Annotated in this window: 16 protein-coding genes and 2 tRNA genes; 8 read left to right on the top strand and 10 right to left on the bottom strand. The window is 48.1% G+C overall.

Annotated elements, in window-relative coordinates; translation table 11 throughout:
- Window positions 1-50 precede the first annotated feature (50 nt).
- Both queF and FIT99_RS06080 read left to right on the top strand, forming a co-directional pair.
- On the top strand, window positions 51-497 hold the full coding sequence (gene queF, locus FIT99_RS06085) for a preQ(1) synthase (RefSeq protein ID WP_140003466.1): 447 nt from the start codon (window positions 51-53) through the stop codon (window positions 495-497).
- A gap of 276 nt (window positions 498-773) precedes the next feature.
- The gene (locus tag FIT99_RS06080; RefSeq protein WP_140003465.1) at window positions 774-1,217 is read left to right on the top strand and encodes a DUF6232 family protein; all 444 of its coding nucleotides are present in this window, start codon (window positions 774-776) and stop codon (window positions 1,215-1,217) included.
- A gap of 191 nt (window positions 1,218-1,408) precedes the next feature.
- On the opposite strand, the gene FIT99_RS06075 is transcribed toward FIT99_RS06080, so the two are convergent.
- The 3 genes from FIT99_RS06075 to FIT99_RS06065 form a co-directional block, all read right to left on the bottom strand.
- Window positions 1,409-1,484: transfer RNA gene (locus FIT99_RS06075), tRNA-Glu, on the bottom strand.
- Between the two features lie 87 nt (window positions 1,485-1,571).
- Window positions 1,572-1,647: transfer RNA gene (locus tag FIT99_RS06070), tRNA-Ala, on the bottom strand.
- Between the two features lie 183 nt (window positions 1,648-1,830).
- Window positions 1,831-2,361 carry a glutathione peroxidase gene (locus FIT99_RS06065; RefSeq protein WP_189524796.1) on the bottom strand — a complete coding sequence of 177 codons (531 nt, stop codon included), beginning with the start codon at window positions 2,359-2,361 and terminating at the stop codon, window positions 1,831-1,833.
- A gap of 227 nt (window positions 2,362-2,588) precedes the next feature.
- On the opposite strand from FIT99_RS06065, the gene FIT99_RS12375 reads away from it, so the two are divergent.
- Complete coding sequence (locus tag FIT99_RS12375) at window positions 2,589-2,762, top strand: hypothetical protein (RefSeq protein ID WP_189524795.1); 174 nt, start codon at window positions 2,589-2,591, stop codon at window positions 2,760-2,762.
- Window positions 2,763-2,847: 85 nt separating this feature from the next.
- Window positions 2,848-3,294: a 6-carboxytetrahydropterin synthase QueD gene (gene queD, locus FIT99_RS06060; RefSeq protein WP_140003464.1), complete on the top strand. Its 447-nt coding sequence runs from the start codon at window positions 2,848-2,850 to the stop codon at window positions 3,292-3,294.
- A gap of 7 nt (window positions 3,295-3,301) precedes the next feature.
- Here the strand turns inward: queD and rfbD are convergent, their stop codons facing one another.
- From rfbD to FIT99_RS06025, 7 genes are all read right to left on the bottom strand, one after another.
- Complete coding sequence (gene rfbD, locus FIT99_RS06055; protein WP_140003463.1) at window positions 3,302-4,222, bottom strand: dTDP-4-dehydrorhamnose reductase; 921 nt, start codon at window positions 4,220-4,222, stop codon at window positions 3,302-3,304.
- A gap of 26 nt (window positions 4,223-4,248) precedes the next feature.
- Window positions 4,249-4,794, bottom strand: coding sequence for a dTDP-4-dehydrorhamnose 3,5-epimerase (gene rfbC / locus FIT99_RS06050; RefSeq protein ID WP_140003462.1), 546 nt, complete (start codon window positions 4,792-4,794; stop codon window positions 4,249-4,251).
- Complete coding sequence (rfbA, locus tag FIT99_RS06045; protein ID WP_140003461.1) at window positions 4,794-5,675, bottom strand: glucose-1-phosphate thymidylyltransferase RfbA; 882 nt, start codon at window positions 5,673-5,675, stop codon at window positions 4,794-4,796. The genes rfbC and rfbA overlap by 1 nt, the downstream gene beginning before the upstream one ends.
- On the bottom strand, window positions 5,675-6,760 hold the full coding sequence (rfbB, locus tag FIT99_RS06040; RefSeq protein WP_140003460.1) for a dTDP-glucose 4,6-dehydratase: 1,086 nt from the start codon (window positions 6,758-6,760) through the stop codon (window positions 5,675-5,677). Before rfbB ends, rfbA begins: the two co-directional genes overlap by 1 nt.
- Window positions 6,761-6,855: 95 nt before the next feature.
- Window positions 6,856-7,536 carry a DNA polymerase III subunit epsilon gene (dnaQ, locus tag FIT99_RS06035; protein ID WP_140003459.1) on the bottom strand — a complete coding sequence of 227 codons (681 nt, stop codon included), beginning with the start codon at window positions 7,534-7,536 and terminating at the stop codon, window positions 6,856-6,858.
- 10 nt (window positions 7,537-7,546) lie between these two features.
- Complete coding sequence (gene rnhA / locus FIT99_RS06030; protein WP_140004669.1) at window positions 7,547-7,972, bottom strand: ribonuclease HI; 426 nt, start codon at window positions 7,970-7,972, stop codon at window positions 7,547-7,549.
- Window positions 7,962-8,756 (bottom strand): class I SAM-dependent methyltransferase, encoded by a 795-nt coding sequence (locus tag FIT99_RS06025; protein ID WP_140003458.1) that lies wholly within the window; start codon window positions 8,754-8,756, stop codon window positions 7,962-7,964. The genes rnhA and FIT99_RS06025 overlap by 11 nt, the downstream gene beginning before the upstream one ends.
- Window positions 8,757-8,841: 85 nt before the next feature.
- On the opposite strand from FIT99_RS06025, the gene gloB reads away from it, so the two are divergent.
- From gloB to FIT99_RS06005, 4 genes are all read left to right on the top strand, one after another.
- Entirely contained in the window at window positions 8,842-9,621 is a 780-nt protein-coding gene (gene gloB, locus FIT99_RS06020; RefSeq protein WP_140003457.1) for a hydroxyacylglutathione hydrolase, read from the top strand.
- 216 nt (window positions 9,622-9,837) lie between these two features.
- Window positions 9,838-11,382 carry a transglycosylase SLT domain-containing protein gene (locus FIT99_RS06015; protein ID WP_140003456.1) on the top strand — a complete coding sequence of 515 codons (1,545 nt, stop codon included), beginning with the start codon at window positions 9,838-9,840 and terminating at the stop codon, window positions 11,380-11,382.
- 74 nt (window positions 11,383-11,456) lie between these two features.
- Window positions 11,457-13,100 carry a peptide-binding protein gene (locus FIT99_RS06010; RefSeq protein ID WP_189524793.1) on the top strand — a complete coding sequence of 548 codons (1,644 nt, stop codon included), beginning with the start codon at window positions 11,457-11,459 and terminating at the stop codon, window positions 13,098-13,100.
- 2 nt (window positions 13,101-13,102) lie between these two features.
- Complete coding sequence (locus FIT99_RS06005) at window positions 13,103-14,128, top strand: ABC transporter permease (RefSeq protein ID WP_140003455.1); 1,026 nt, start codon at window positions 13,103-13,105, stop codon at window positions 14,126-14,128.
- Window positions 14,129-14,141: the final 13 nt, after the last annotated feature.

The following is a 14,141-nucleotide window of genomic DNA, read 5'->3' as shown; positions in this document are numbered from 1 at the left end:
TTATAATAACCCTTTTTCTCCCCCTGATACATTCAAGAAACATGAGCGCGATGAACGAACATTTACTAGGCGGCAAACCGACGGCCCAACCAGAAAAAACGCTGGAAACCTTTGAAAATCCCAATACTAACCGTGACTTCCATATCCATATGGAAATCCCAGAATTTACTTGCCTGTGCCCAAAAACAGGGCAACCTGACTTTGCAGTGATTTATCTGGACTATATTCCGAACAAACTTTGCGTCGAATTAAAAAGCCTCAAGCTTTATATGTGGTCATTCCGCGATGAGGGCTGTTTCCATGAGGCCGTAACCAATCAGATTCTTGACACCTTAGTCGGTGCCACTGATCCTAAATTTATGCGCGTAACAGCAAAATTCTATGTCCGAGGCGGTATTTTTACCAATGTCGTTGCCGAACACCGCGCGAACGGTTGGCAACCACAACCCTACGTTGAGCTGTCTCAATTTTCTGCGCAAAGCAATATTCGCGGCTAATTAAAAAGCAATAAAAAACCCGGCGCTGCCGGGTTTTTTTATTGGCGCTATGCACGCTGTACACGATCAGCCTAGCCAAACCGAAAAATACGCAGCCTTGCGATGTGCATTAATTGCGCCGACACTGGCCTCAACGCATCGGTCCATCCGTCCTTAATGCATGGAGGCATTCTTTTAACACATGCAAAAGTTCACATGCATGCTTCAGTAGTCCTTTAAAATCCACGAAAAGGTCTTCGTTCTTCACCTTACGCCTATGAAATGAGAGACCCAGCCATGGATAAAAAAGCATTTTTCAGTCAAGAAGGCGTCACTGTTTCTCAAACCCGTTTTGTCGTACTAGACAAAGTCTATGAGATTAAACGTATCTCGACGCTTACCTGTAAAAAATCCTCACCAGACTTTAGCCTAGCCATATTGCATCTTTTTATTGGTGTTTTGCTGATTTTAAATGAGGATGACTTATTTGCGCTCGGCGGGTGCTTTGTGCTGTTAGGGATCATCTTTAGTGTAGCAGCAAGACCGAGATATTCTATTATCCTCACTCTGCCGGAAGGCGAAGTGACAGCATTAACCAGCACGGATCAACAGCATGTAGACAGAATCATTCAAGCGATCCATGTCTACAGCGCCCAATCAAGCCCTGTTGAAATTCATGATGAATGCGTGGCTGATAGCGATCCAGACCTACCATCTTTTACGCCCCCTGCCATCTCTTAAAGCGATCTTCATAAAAGGCATGAGGAATGGCTAGCTGTCTAGCTACTGGTGCAACATCGAGACCAAGAGATTCGACGAGGTGCGAATGATCAGTGCACAGGCACGAAAAACTGGCTATACATGGAACACATAAAAAGAAATACAGAATTTTTTAATACAGAATTTGATGCTAGAAATCACTGAGTGATTTTTGGCGTCCCCACGGGGATTCGAACCCCGGTCGCCTCCGTGAAAGGGAGGTGTCCTAGGCCTCTAGACGATGGGGACCTAAGAAATTTACCACCTGTGCATTATACCAGTTTTTCAAATAATTTAAATATTTATTTTAGAAAAAATTCAATATTTTCAATCACTTGGTGGAGATAAGCGGGATCGAACCGCTGACCTCTTGCATGCCATGCAAGCGCTCTCCCAGCTGAGCTATACCCCCGAATCTCTGGTATTGCATTTCTTTGTTTTGCAGTGCAATTCAAAGAAGGCGCCATATTAATGATGGCCAGAAGTCTTGTCAACGGCTTTCATGACAAAACATAAAAAAAACTTTATATCGTTTTATTTGAGAGGGTTCCCTGCCGATTTATTCACCAGGAAACCCCCATTAAAACACTGTGTCTTATTTAAGGTAAGGTTTGAGCTTACTCATGATCTCATCACTATCAGGCTGGGTCATACTATTGAATGCATACACTTTTTGGCCACCGGGTAAGATCAAATATTTATAAAAATTCCATTGTGGTGCTTGGCCCGTCTGTTTAATCAGCTGCTGATATAGCGGATTCGCCGCTCCGCCTGTGACACTGGATTTTTCAACCATGGGGAACTTGACGGCATAAGTGAGTTTACAAAAATCGCCAATTTGCTTGTTGTTACCTGGCTCTTGCCTGAAATCATTGGACGGAAATCCAATAATCACTAAGCCCTTGTCCTTATATTGGGCATACATGCCTTCAAGAGCTTCAAATTGTGGCGTAAAACCGCATTTACTCGCCGTGTTCACCACGAGTACAGGTTTGTCCTGAAATTGACAAAAATCGACAGTTTGCCCTTGCAAAGTTTTAAATTGGTGTTGGTATGACGGCAGGCAATCGGCATGTGCCATGGAATAGCCTCCCAAGCTAAGAAGTATAAAAATCAAACTGCGCATTGCATCTCTCCAGAAATGAGTGGTTGTTGTTATGGTATGTGTTCACAGACACCCACTTAACAGGATTGTTCTAACTAAGCGTTCAATATTTTACTTTTTTTAATCGCGGCCGATATTCAAATTGTCAGGAACAAATATCATGATTGGCATAGTCTATGCTAATGAATTCTTGAGAACACTCACGACTGACACGTTTGAGTAAGTTAACGACGTAATGGGAGATCACCATGTTACAAAAAACAACACCTAACGAAAACTTTAAAAAGATTGACCAGATGCTGGAAGACTTTGCTGGCGATGAGGTCGATGATTTTGAGACTGGCTATGGCAACTACGAAAAAAGCCACAAGCACTACTCGGCTGATGAAGATGCACTCATGAATATTGACGATTTGTATTAATTAAACAGTCAGTGCAGCTGCGTTCTTTAAACGTCAGCAAAGCAACATGCACGGCATGCATCAAGGTGTCTGATATAATGCTGACATGGAAATTACTACACGCTTAGAATTCGATGCTGGTCATCGCATTCCAGATCATAAAAGCCAATGCCGCAACTTGCATGGCCATCGCTACGCTTTAGAGATTACCCTCTCGGGTGAGATCATTGATGCCGAGCATGCCTCCGAAAATGGCATGGTGATGGATTTTGCAGATGTTAAACGCATTGCTCGCGAAACCATTGTTGACCGCTGGGACCATGCTTTTTTGGTTTATCGGGGGGATACCGTGGTGTTGGACTTCTTAAATTCCCTACCCAGCCACAAAACGGTGATTTTTCCGTCAGTGCCTACAGCTGAAAATATGGCCGCTGAAGCATTTAAGCTTCTTAAGGCACAATATCAGGATACCTTTGGCAATCAGCTCAAACTGGTAAAAGTCAGGCTATATGAAACGCCCAATAGCTGGACCGATGCGTTTGATCTAATTTGAGATTCCCCTAAACATTGACACCGGGTGTCAGCCGGTGCATCACTTGGTCTAGGCTCTCTTGCCACGCTGGCAACATCACCCCAAAAGTTTGTGCGAGTTTTTCTGTGGAGAGCTTGGAATTTGACGGGCGCTTGGCCGGCGTAGGATATTCAGCAGCCGCAATCGGCGCAATTTCTTTCACCGCAAGCGCAGGCCAGCTGTAATCGGTCGCCAACTGCTGATATTTGTCAACAATGGCACTGGCAAAGCCGAACCAAGAGGTTTCCCCTCGATTCACCAGATGATAGACCCCAGTGTGATCCGAATTCTCGACTTCCCAAACATCCAATAATTGCCGCACAGCTTGCGCAATCGAGGCATCCGAAGTGGGCGCCCCGTGCTGATCCGAAACAATCCGCATTGACTCACGGGTGTGTGCCAGGCGCAGGATGGTTTTGAGAAAGTTTTTTCCATCTGCACCATACACCCAACTTGTGCGCAAAATTAAGTGTGGTAATCCCACTTGCCGAATCGCGTCTTCCCCAGCCAGCTTACTGGCACCATACACACTCACCGGATTGACTTTGTCGGTCTCGACGTAAACGGAGGCCTTTGTGCCGTCATAAACGTAGTCCGTTGAAAAATGAATCATGCCGGCCTTGAGTCGTGCAGCCTCCTCCGCCAACACTTTGGGTGCCGTGGCATTAATCGCAAAAGCCAATGCAGACTCAGACTCTGCATGGTCTACCGCAGTATAGGCGGCAGGATGAATAATGAGTGCAGGCGCAACCTCACGCACGACGGTGCGGATGTGCTCAGGGGCTGTTAAATCCATCTGCTGGCGGTCGCAAGCAACAACTTGCCAGCCAGCAAGCGGAAATTGTGCAAGATGTCGTTGCAAGGCACGACCTACTTGGCCGGTCACCCCGGTTAACAGAATTTTTTTCATGGCAGTACCGCAATCAATCGTCAGTGTTAATCAAACTTAGGCGCGTCAGACCAAGACAAGCCCTGCTGATCTTTGGCGGACAAGCTTGGCGGTGTTGCTAAAGGCCAGTCCACGCCAACCGTCGGATCATTCCACTGTAGACAAGCCTCATGCTGTGGTGCGTAATAATCGGTGGTTTTATATAGAAAGTCAGCGGTGTCAGAGAGCACAACAAAGCCATGTGCAAAGCCAGGCGGCACCCACAACTGACGCTGGTTGTCTGCGCTTAAGTGCGCCCCAGCCCATTGACCGAAAGTAGGCGACTGGCGTCGCATATCCACCGCCACATCAAATACTTCGCCCTGCACCACACGTACAAGTTTGCCTTGCGGTTGATGCAATTGATAATGCAGGCCACGCAGCACCCCTCGGCCTGAGCGCGAATGGTTATCTTGCACGAACTGCACATCCAGTCCGGTGCTGGCTTTAAAGGTCTGCGCATTGAAGCTTTCTAGAAAGAAACCGCGCGCGTCCCCAAATACTTTGGGCGCTAGAATCAATACGTCTGGGATAGACGTTGCAATGACTTGCATTAAAAAACCTTTTCTTTAAGAATTTGTTTCAAATATTGCCCGTAACCGTTTTTGGCATATTTATCCGCAAGTTTATCTAGCTGCTCAGCGTCAATAAAACCCTGCCTATACGCAATTTCTTCAAGACAAGATATCTTCAAGCCCTGCCGTTTCTCGATCGTCTGAATAAAACCACTGGCTTCTAGCAAAGATTCATGGGTACCGGTATCTAACCAAGCCATGCCACGGCCCATCACCTCAACATTGAGGTCACCCCACGCCAGGTATTGTTTGTTCACATCGGTAATCTCTAACTCGCCGCGCGGTGATGGCTGAAGATGCTTGGCTATGTCGACCACCCGTTGGTCATAAAAATATAGGCCGGTGACCGCATAACGCGATTTGGGCTGCGTCGGCTTTTCTTCTAGACTAATGGCGGTACCCGCTGCATCAAACTCTACTACACCATAACGCTCCGGATCATTGACCGGATAAGCAAACACGGTTGCGCCCTGCTCACGGCGACCAGCAGCCATGGCCATCTCTCCGAGCTCATGACCATAAAAAATGTTATCGCCCAACACCAAAGCACTGGTATCGTTGCCAATAAAAGATTCACCCAAAATAAATGCTTGCGCAAGCCCGTCTGGTGAAGGTTGTACCTGATATTCAATACGCATGCCCCACTGCGTCCCATCGCCCAACAACTCTTTAAAGCGAGGGGTATCCATCGGCGTCGAGATAATCAGGACTTCACGAATACCTGCCAGCATCAGAGCCGACAGCGGATAATAAATCATCGGTTTGTCATACACAGGTAGCAGTTGTTTAGATACCACTTGCGTCACAGGGTACAAGCGCGTGCCGGAACCACCAGCCAATACAATCCCTTTTCTTGCCATTATGCGAGTTCCTCTCCACGTTCATGGTAGTTTTTACTAAGCCAGTGCTGGTACTCACCACTCGTGACCCGCGCCACCCATTCGGCGTGCTCAAGATACCAACGGACCGTTTTGCGGATGCCTGTTTCAAAGGTTTCTTCAGGTTTCCAGCCTAATTCTTGCTCGATTTTAGTGGCATCAATCGCATAGCGAGCATCATGGCCCGGGCGATCTTTGACAAAAGTCATTTGGTCGCGATAGCTGCCCTGCGCCTTGGGTCGCTCTTGATCGAGGATGTCACACAAAGTGTGCACAACCTCCAGATTGGTTTTTTCGTTCCAGCCCCCAATGTTGTAAGTCTCCCCCGGGATGCCGCGCGCCAACACTTCGCGAATCGCACTGCAATGGTCTTCAACGTATAGCCAATCGCGAATATTGCTACCATTGCCATAAATAGGTAAAGGCTTGCCAGACAATGCGTTATGGATCACCAACGGAATCAATTTCTCTGGAAAATGATACGGACCATAATTGTTAGAGCAATTGGTGGTCAGGGTCGGCAACCCGTAGGTGTGATGATAAGCCCTCACCAAATGGTCAGAGGCTGCCTTAGAGGCTGAATACGGACTATTGGGCTGATAAGTATTGCTTTCTTTGAAAGCCGGATCAGAGGCTGACAACGAGCCATAGACCTCATCTGTGGAAACATGCAAAAAGCGGAACTGGCTTTGCGCATCCACTGGCAACGCTTGCCAATAGGCTCGAACCTCTTCAAGCAAGTTAAAAGTGCCAACAACATTGGTTTGAATGAACGCGTCTGGCGCATGAATCGAACGATCTACATGGCTTTCTGCAGCAAAGTTCACTACCGCAAACGGCTGATGAGTGTCGAGCAAGGCTTTCACCGCGGTGCGATCAGCAATATCCGCATGCACAAACACGTGATCGGGATGTTGGCTGATGCCAGCCAAGTTTTCCATGTTGCCAGCATAGGTCAATTTATCGAGGTTAATCACTTTACCCAGTGCTTTCCCGACCCACGCATTGACAAAATTACTGCCGATAAAACCAGCCCCACCAGTCACTATAATTGTTTTTTTACCCATAAATAACCCAATTCAAAATGGTAATCACTGCCTTTTGGTTTTCATTCAAGCAATACAAGCTGGTCGCCCAAGCCCAATCTGCTTGGCTTAACACACTACCAACTCGACGCTCCCGCCTTGGCCAATGATGCAATGTATTGCGCATGTGCTGATAATTCCTCCGCATCAGCGGCCAACACTTTAAGCGCAGAAAAATCAACGGCCAGTTGCGTTTGCGTGGTCTGCGTTTCTGGGCTTGATAGCTCCATCAATAAGCTCTCTTGGCCGCGCGTCATGGCGATATAGACTTCAGCCAACAATTCAGCATCTAGCAAGGCGCCATGCAGCGTTCGCTGAGAGTTATCAATGCCAAAATGGCGACACAACGCATCCAAATTGTTACGCTGGCCAGGGCGCATTTCTTTGGCCATTTTCAACGTATCAATAATGCCGCTAACATGAGTTTCCAGTTTGTCCTGATTCAGCTTCGCCAGCTCCATATTTAGGAAGCCGAGATCAAACGGTGCGTTATGAATGATTAACTCAGCGCCGCGAATAAATGCAATAAAATCCTCGGCAACATTGGCAAACAAAGGTTTGTCCTGCAAGAACTCGAGTGAAATGCCATGCACTTCTTGCGCGCCGGGATCTATTTCGCGCTCGGGATTAATATAAACGTGAAAATGACGCTGTGTCGCGCGACGGTTGAAAATTTCTACCGCCGCAATTTCGATAATGCGATGGCCTTGGTCAGGGTATAAACCTGTGGTTTCTGTATCAAGAAAAATCTGTCTCATGAGCACTTTCCTAGCTGGTGGCGACAGTCAGCACGCCTTGATTGGCTAATGCGTCGGCACGCTCGTTACCTGCATTACCCGCGTGACCTCTGACCCAGATCCATTCCACTTGATGGGTAGCCGCCACGGCATCCAGCATTTGCCACAAATCCGCATTTTTGACTGGTTTTTTATCTGCTGTTCGCCATTGTTTTTGTTTCCAGCCCGCCAGCCACTCCGTCATGCCTTTTTGCACATAGCTTGAGTCTGTGTACACCTTGACTTGTGAAGTTTTTTTAAGGGCTTGCAAACCCTGAATCACCGCCATCAGCTCCATACGGTTGTTGGTAGTGAGCTTCTCACCGCCAAAAAGCGATTTCTCATGCTCCCCTGATTTAAGCCAAACACCCCAGCCACCGACGCCAGGATTGCCTTTGCAGGCGCCATCAGCGTACATTTCTATCCATTGTTGATTCGACATTTGCGCATTCTAACTCCTTTTGCGCTTGTTTTTGTATGCTAGATTGGCCTTTTCTTACTTGTAAGGCATGGTTAAGAGATGTTTTTTTCCATTCAGGTTTAAGTAAACGCATGTTTAATACGCGTTTTTTGGCTACCAAAAAATAAACGCCGCCGGTCAGGCCTAAGGAGTGCTGACCCAACCGCTCCAGACACGACTGCCGGGCAAGCCACAAAGGGTCATTAACTGGCAAGGCATGTACTAAACTGTCGCGATACACTACTTCAAAGCCCAGTACATTCAGCCAATCACGGATTCGCCAAGCGGTGAACAATCTTTTAAACTGTCCCGCTTGCTTAAACCCACCCACGCGCGCCCGCAAACCTAAGGCACTCAATGGCGTAATACTGGTCAGAATGAGGGTGCCTTCTGGCACCAAGACACGAAATGCCTCGCGTAAGGTTTGTTGCGGATCAGCACACTGCTCCAGCACGTGCGGCATGCAGACCAAATCGACTGACTGCTCTGCGAACGGCAGAAACTCACTCTCACACAAGAGCGATGCGCCGCCCGACGCGGTCAGTTGCAGAGAGTGTTTATAGGGCATGCGGCTATGCTCAAGCAGGTCATGTTGCGGCCAACCGATTTGTAATGCATGAAACCCGAAGACATCAGCCACCGTTTGTGCATAAAGCGGAATCTCTTGCCGTGCAATGTACTGACTCAGCGCCATGGTTTCAAATGACGCAGCATCAAGTGGATCGGGCTGAGTTGATAGCAAAATGGACTCCGTTAAGTGCCAATGTTGAGCGGTATGCTTAATACATGAGTATTGACATTCCCCCTCATATTTTCAATGATGCGTGATGCAAGAAACTTCTGCAAGTATAGAGATCATTGCCCTACCCGCTTTTAGCGATAATTATTTATGGCTGATTCGGCAAGCGCAGTTTGCGCTGGTGGTTGACCCGGGCGATGCGGCGGTCATCGCGCAAGCCTTAGCATCTGCTAATTTGCAGCTCAAGGGAATTTTGTTGACCCATCATCACGCCGACCATGTTGGTGGCGCAATGGCATTACAGCAACACTGGCAATGTCCGGTTTATGCGCCTGACAGTGCGCATGCGGCTTATCAAATGCCACAGGTGACACGCGTGAAACAGGGTGACCAGCTCACTTTTGAGCATTTTTCAGGCCTGTATGGTGAGGTCATTGCGCTACCAGGCCACACGCTAGACCATGTTGCGTATTACCTCAACCAACAACATCTGTTTAGTGGTGATGTGTTGTTTGGTGCTGGCTGTGGCCGCTTGTTTGAGGGAACCCCTGCACAAATGTTTGCCTCACTACAAACGATTGCCGCCCTCCCGCTCGAAACCCAGATTTATCCTGCGCACGAATATACTGCACACAACATTGCCTTTGCTCAGACCGTAGACCCTGAAAACATGGATTTGCAGCAACGTGCGCAAACAACCGCAAGCTTGCGTGCACGCGGCCTACCCACCTTACCCACCGCTTTAAAGCTAGAGTTAGCGACAAATCCGTTCTTGCGTTGTGAGGCGCTATCAAAACAACCCGCATTTATGGACTGGTCAGCAATTGACGTTTTTACCGAACTGCGCGCGCGACGGAACCTATTCTAGATGCCCAGCGTTGAACCACAGATGCAGGCTGCTGACAAGGGCTTGTCTCACCGAAAAATTAACGTAGAATGATGTCCTCTTTTGGGTGCTTGTACGCGCTAGACAATCTAGTGCCAGTTGGCTTGGCCATCCGGCCGCTCGGTTAATCCATGCCTCTACCTATTTATGCATCCGACCGCCTTATAAAACACCGTCTCAGGATTAAGTATTACCGTCATGCGTTTTAACACATTATTGCTTTGGATCACTTTTTCAGCGTTTCCCATATGGGCCTCAGCTGAATCTGTCGAGCCCGCAATCGTGTCGGATGACAATGCGAGTTATGATGAAACTTATGGGGGGCCAGCCTCCGAGAGCTACAATTCTAGCTATCAGTTTGAAGACTCGCTGAGTCTGCAAGAAAGCTTGTGGGATCGCGTGCGCGATGGATTCAATATGCCCGATATCGACTCCACCTACACCAACAAGCATGAGCAATGGTATGCCTCGCGCCCGGACTATGTCTCTCGTATGCTCGAGCGCAGCAAAAAGTATCTCTATCATATTGTGGTAGAAGTCGAAAAAAGAGGCATGCCAACCGAAATTGCGTTGCTACCCATGATTGAAAGCGGCTTTAACCCGAAGGCATTGTCGACCAGCAAGGCCTCTGGCATCTGGCAATTTATTCCCTCCACCGGTAAAGACTTCGGCCTGAAACAAAACTACTGGAAAGACTCGCGTAAAGATGTCACCGCGGCGACGCAGGCCGCACTCAATTACCTGCAAAAGTTATACACCATGTTTGGGGCCTGGGATTTAGCGCTGGCCGCGTACAATGCGGGTGAAGGCACTGTGGCCCGTGCCATTGAGCGTAACCGTCAGCTAGGACTGCCAACCGATTACCAGCATTTGTCCTTGCCGGATGAAACGCGCAATTATGTGCCCAAATTACAGGCGATTAAAAATATCATTTTTCGGCCCGAAAACTATGGGTTAACGCTGAATGAGATTCCCAACCGGCCTTATTTCACCACGGTGCAGGCTCCCAACAAAATTGACGCCAAACTGGCTGCGGAGCTTGCAGGCATTTCACTCGAAGAATTTAATGCGCTCAACCCGAGTTTTACGCGCCCCGTACTCATTACAGAAAACAGTTATCAGAAACTGCTGTTACCCACTTGGGCAGCCAGCAACTTCACCAATAATCTCAATGGTTACAGCCGTCCGCTGTCCAGTTGGCACAGTTATCAACCCAAACGAGGGGAACGTTTGGGGGCGATCGCCAACCAATTTGGCATCAGTATTTATGAACTGAGCGCCAGCAACAACCTGAAACCCAATCGTAACCTGATCGTTCGCAGACCATTATTGGTCCCCGCCAGTGTGCAATCCGGTCTAACGCGACCCATTGATGTTGCAGCAATGGCACAACTACCGATTGAGGTCCCCATCGAAACCACGTCTACCGCTCAATCGCGCACCTTCTCGCACAAGGTAAAACAAGGGGATACCCTAGCAAAACTGGCAAAACGTTATGGCATCAGCAGCAAACAGATCATGCAACAAAATAAGTTAAAATCAAAAAATCTGGCGCTTGGCCAAGTGTTGCAGCTGGAAAAACCGGAACCAAACGCCGGCGATACGAGTCACTCACGCACGATAAAAAATAATCGACACAGTGCGCCGAAAAAAACGACTGCCCACAGCAAGACACGTTCAAGTTCGGTTGCAGATAAAAAAACCATGACCAATACACATAAAAAAACCAAACAAACTAAATAGATCATTCTCGCCAAGCCATGACGCATCGATTATTGTCAGACACGCCTTATATTTGCTCGACAGGGCTTCCGTCAATGACCCATCGTGTCATTATCAGCTTGTTGTGTGGCGCGCTCGTCGCTTGCGGCGCAGACAGTGGCCGACAAAACAACCAAACGTTTGCCCACATAACCCCTGCGCAAACGGGTGGCACACTGATTAGCGCAATGCCGTCAGATCCTAGCAGCATGATAGGCATGGTGGCCGGAGAGTCTGCCTCGCTTGCGATTGGCGCGTATTTGTTTAATTCACTGTTAAAGTACAATCAAAATTTAGATTTGGCCGGTGAGTTAGCTGAATCGTGGCAAGTCGCTGCCGATAACAAAACAATTACCTTCAAATTAAAATCTGGCCTACAGTGGGCAGATGGCAAACCATTAACCAGTGAAGATGTGTTGTTCACCTGGCAACTGGTAACTGATGAAAAAACACACAGCCCGTATGCCTCGGATTACCAGTTGGTCACAAAAGCCGAGGCTCCGGATGCACAAACATTCATTGTGCATTATTCGCAACCATTTGCGCCGGCATTAGAAAGTTGGGCAAGTTTGCAAGTCTTGCCTAAACACAAATTGGCTGGTCAAGACATTCACACCACTAGCTTTGCGCAAAAACCATTAGGTAGCCATTATTATCAGTTAAAAGAATGGCGACATGGCGAATACCTCAAGCTAGAAAAGAACCCTAAGTCAGTATTGGGCCCGGCGAATATTGATACGCTGGTCGAGCGGATTATTCCAGATCCGGCCGCGCAGTTTCTTGAATTAATGGCCGATAACATCGATAGCATGAACATGGATCCGATCACTTATGCGCGCATCATTCCATCCCGCCCGGCATTACAAGCTCAATTAAACCAATATAAAGAATTAGGCAATAGTTACACTTACCTCGGCTTTAATCTCAAGCGCAAGCCCTTTGACGATGTGCGCATACGCAAAGCGATCAACTACGCCATCGACAAACAAGAGATTATTGACGGCGTCTATTTAGGCCTAGGAATCGCTATTGCCTCGCCCTACAAACCAGGCACCCGATGGAGCAATCCGCAACTGACCCCCTACCCATTCGACCCAGCCAAAGCCAAGCAATTACTGGCAGAAGCTGGCTATCAAGATAGCGATGGCGATGGGTATGTGGAGCGTGACGGCAAAACACTGTCTTTTGAGATGTTGACCAATCTAGGCAATAAGCAACGTGAAAAAACGGCGGTGATTATTCAGCGTCGCTTAAAAGAAGTTGGGATCGATACGCGTATTCGCACATTGGAATGGGCCAGTTTACTGACCAACTTTATTAAGCCTGGTGACTTCGACGCGGTGGTGATGGGTTGGGGCTTAGGGCTAGACCCTGACCAATACAATATCTGGCATTCTAGCCAGCAAAATCCCGGACAATTTAATTTTATTGGCTATCACAACCCAGTTGTGGATCAACTACTTGAACAGGGGCGCCTTGAATTTGATCCTGAAAAGCGCATGGATATTTATCATGAATTTGCCAAAGTGCTTTATGAGGACAGCCCGTTGGTTTACCTCTCCGCTGGCTATGGCCTCACCGCCATACACAAGCGCGTGCAGGGCATTATGAACCCGGTGCCACCGGCAGGTGTGGGTTATGACTCACAAAAATGGTTTATTCCTGAGCCCTACAGACGCCCACAAATACAGGCAGAATAAGCATGCTAAATTACCTGATCAGACGCGTTTTATGGATGATACCGATGTTGATCGGCATCAGTCTGATTTCGTTTTTTATCATGCATCTGGCACCAGGTGACATTACCAGCACCGAGGCAGCTTTCGACCCCAAGTCATCCGAAGAGTCTCGTCAAAAGTTACGCGCGCTCTACCATTTGGATAAGCCCATCATTGTTCAATATGGCTTGTGGCTTGAACGTATCGCGCACTTAGATTTCGGTCATTCGTTTGCTAGCCATCAAAAGCCAGTATTTTGGCAAGAGACGGATAAAGATGGCAACACCACAGCGGGCATGATTCAAGAGGCACTGCCTGTGACCCTCACCATGAATGTCATTGGCCTATTGCTTACACTTACCCTGGCGGTACCGCTGGGTGTGATCGCCGCCAAACGTTACGGGCATTGGCAAGACCGCTCGATCACTTTGTTTAATTTTATTGGTTTTTCTATTCCGGGATTCTGGTTGTCGCTGTTGCTGATGTACTGGTTAGGCGTGATTCATCCCTGGTTCCCGATTTCTGGTTTGCACAGTCTTAATTATGCACAGCTGGATACTTGGCAACGTTTTCAGGATCTACTCATGCACTTGTTTTTGCCAGTGGTGATTCCGGCAATCACAGGCTTGGCCGGTGTCACCATGTTTGTTAAAAACGGCATGCTGGATGTCCTCAGCCAAGACTTTGTCACCACCGCACGTGCCAAAGGGCTGAGTGACTGCACCGTGACCTATCGCCACGCGCTTCGCAATGCCCTGCTACCGCTGATTACGTTGGTTGGTTTATCTTTACCGGGTTTGATTGGCGGTTCGGTCATTGCTGAAACCATATTCGCTATCCCTGGCATGGGTAAGCTTTTTTATGAAGCGGTCATGATGCGCGATTTCCCAGTGGTCATGGGCATCTTAACGATTGGATCAGCGCTAACCTTGATGGGCAACTTGCTTGCAGATCTCGCTTACGCTTGGGCCGATCCTCGATTACGCCGGGGCGTAATGCCACAACGTTAAGCAGAAAACCCTT

It is taken from the genome of Methylophilus medardicus (assembly GCF_006363955.1).
Classification (GTDB): Bacteria; Pseudomonadota; Gammaproteobacteria; order Burkholderiales; family Methylophilaceae; genus Methylophilus; species Methylophilus medardensis.
This window is presented reverse-complemented; position numbering and strand designations above follow the sequence as displayed.

Bases quoted from the DNA above. Each gene is read 5' to 3' on its own strand.
- queF (WP_140003466.1), top strand. From the start codon at position 51: ATGAACGAACATTTACTAGGCGGCAAACCGACGGCCCAACCAGAAAAA.
- FIT99_RS06080 (WP_140003465.1), top strand. From the start codon at position 774: ATGGATAAAAAAGCATTTTTCAGTCAAGAAGGCGTCACTGTTTCTCAA.
- FIT99_RS06065 (WP_189524796.1), bottom strand. From the start codon at position 2,361: ATGCGCAGTTTGATTTTTATACTTCTTAGCTTGGGAGGCTATTCCATG.
- FIT99_RS12375 (WP_189524795.1), top strand. From the start codon at position 2,589: ATGTTACAAAAAACAACACCTAACGAAAACTTTAAAAAGATTGACCAG.
- queD (WP_140003464.1), top strand. From the start codon at position 2,848: ATGGAAATTACTACACGCTTAGAATTCGATGCTGGTCATCGCATTCCA.
- rfbD (WP_140003463.1), bottom strand. From the start codon at position 4,222: ATGAAAAAAATTCTGTTAACCGGGGTGACCGGCCAAGTAGGTCGTGCC.
- rfbC (WP_140003462.1), bottom strand. From the start codon at position 4,794: ATGCAAGTCATTGCAACGTCTATCCCAGACGTATTGATTCTAGCGCCC.
- rfbA (WP_140003461.1), bottom strand. From the start codon at position 5,675: ATGGCAAGAAAAGGGATTGTATTGGCTGGTGGTTCCGGCACGCGCTTG.
- rfbB (WP_140003460.1), bottom strand. From the start codon at position 6,760: ATGGGTAAAAAAACAATTATAGTGACTGGTGGGGCTGGTTTTATCGGC.
- dnaQ (WP_140003459.1), bottom strand. From the start codon at position 7,536: ATGAGACAGATTTTTCTTGATACAGAAACCACAGGTTTATACCCTGAC.
- rnhA (WP_140004669.1), bottom strand. From the start codon at position 7,972: ATGTACGCTGATGGCGCCTGCAAAGGCAATCCTGGCGTCGGTGGCTGG.
- gloB (WP_140003457.1), top strand. From the start codon at position 8,842: ATGCAAGAAACTTCTGCAAGTATAGAGATCATTGCCCTACCCGCTTTT.
- FIT99_RS06015 (WP_140003456.1), top strand. From the start codon at position 9,838: ATGCGTTTTAACACATTATTGCTTTGGATCACTTTTTCAGCGTTTCCC.
- FIT99_RS06010 (WP_189524793.1), top strand. From the start codon at position 11,457: ATGACCCATCGTGTCATTATCAGCTTGTTGTGTGGCGCGCTCGTCGCT.
- FIT99_RS06005 (WP_140003455.1), top strand. From the start codon at position 13,103: ATGCTAAATTACCTGATCAGACGCGTTTTATGGATGATACCGATGTTG.